This window comes from Vibrio sp. 1078-1 (assembly GCF_033340475.1).
Genome location: NZ_JAWOWM010000962.1, coordinates 1 through 509 on the forward strand (window position 1 = coordinate 1; position 509 = coordinate 509).

A 509-nucleotide genomic window follows, 5' to 3' on the forward strand; every position below is an offset into this window, starting at 1 on the left:
ATCAGCGCACGCGTAGCTAACCTCAACGCTTATGTATGCGCGGGTTTTGTCGCCATCGTCTCGTTACTTATGCTTATCATCGCAGTCGGGTTCGGTTGGATAGACAGTTATTTAGCGGTAACGCCTATCTCCAGTTGGCCTTGGGAGGAGCTGTTTAGCCATGCAATGCTACAAGGTGTCGGCGCAGGGCTTATCGCATCGTTTACGTTTATCTATGCCATAAAAATCATTGGCGCTGAAGCCAGCGCCGCATTTGGGTCTCTCACTCCCGTTGTCGCAACGTTGCTTGCCGTTCCAATCTTTGGCGAACAACCGGATTCGCTAACTTGGATCGCGTTAATTCTGGTCACTTGCGGTAGCGTAGTCGCCAGCCAAATCTTTATGAAGCATGAACTTACTCAAACTTATCGCCCACCACTTCACAGATAGCGATTAATTGACAAAAACTTTTATAAACCACACTTGATGAGTAAAACGGCGTTTTGGTAGCCTCTTTTCAATCAGAAATT

The 509-nt window shown here is 47.2% G+C and carries 1 protein-coding gene; it reads left to right on the top strand.

Annotated features, from left to right (window positions below):
• On the top strand, positions 1-429 hold a 429-nt coding region (locus R7190_RS31100), incomplete at its 5' end, for a DMT family transporter (RefSeq protein WP_318138372.1).
• Positions 430-509: the final 80 nt, after the last annotated feature.